The organism is Microtetraspora sp. AC03309, from assembly GCF_020826795.1.
Lineage (GTDB): Bacteria > Actinomycetota > Actinomycetes > Streptosporangiales > Streptosporangiaceae > Microtetraspora > Microtetraspora glauca.
Map to the genome: position 1 here is coordinate 1 of NZ_JADDIL010000223.1, position 1,036 is coordinate 1,036.

Annotated in this window: 1 protein-coding gene; it reads right to left on the reverse strand. The window is 65.3% G+C overall.

Annotated elements, in window-relative coordinates; genetic code table 11:
- Window positions 1–13: 13 nt before the first annotated feature.
- Window positions 14–1,036 (reverse strand): hypothetical protein (locus IMZ11_RS42445; protein ID WP_228649219.1); only part of this gene is annotated, 1,023 nt, incomplete at its 5' end.

Genomic DNA, 1,036 nt, shown 5'->3' on the forward strand with positions numbered 1-1,036 from the left:
GTCCTGGCCATCTCTAGACCGGCGTATGGTCCAGCTTCTCGGAGCCGGCCCGCAGATAACGTCCTGATTTCACCGATTCACCGTAGCCGTCCCGGAATTGACCATTGCGGAACACCACTGCGCCGTTGACCGCGGTCGCGATGACGGCGTCGTCGCTGCGGTTCACCATGCGGCTCAGGCCGCCGTAGAACGGGACCGACTCTTCGTGATACGCCTCGACCGTCTCGTTGAGGCCGGCCGGGTCGATCACCACGAAGTCGGCACGGTCGCCCTGGCGCAGAGTGCCTGCCGAGACGCCGAACCAATCGGCCACCTCGGCGGTCAGCCGGTGCACGGCATGCTCGGTGGTCATGAACGGGCGCCCGGCCAGCTGCGCATCGCGTACCCGCTTGAGCAGCTTCACCGGGTAGTTGTAGAACGCCATGTTGCGCAGGTGCGCACCGGCATCCGAGAAGCCCATGTGTACCGATGGCTCCTTGGCCAGCTTGTCGAGGAACTTCGGCCGGTCGTTGGCCACGATGGTGGTCCAGCGCACGTTGCGCTCACCGTTGTCGACGAGCACATCGAGGAACGCGTCGAGCGGGTGGATACCGCGCTCGTCGGCGATCTGGCCGAAGCTCTTGCCGATCAGCGTCTTGTCCGGGCATTCGACGATCCTGGCGTCGTGAAAGTCGCGGTGCCACAAGGTCGGTCCGAGGACGCGCCGGTCGAAAGACTTGCGGAACCGGCGGCGGTACTCCGGGTCGGCCAGCAGCTTGTTGCGCTCGAACTGATCCTTGAGGTGCAGGGCGGCCGTTCCGGCGCCGAACTCCTCGAACACCGGCAGATCGATTCCGTCCGAATACAATTCGAACGGAACCGGCAGATGCTGGAACCGCACCTTGGAACCCAGGATCCGGTTGAGCAACCGCACCCCTGGCCCGAGTACCCGCACCGCCCCGGGCGAGGACTTGGCGTCGGCCGAGACCAGCAAGCTCATCCGCACATCCCGGCGACGGCCGAACAGGCCGCTGCTCTCCAGGAAGAAGTTCAGTGC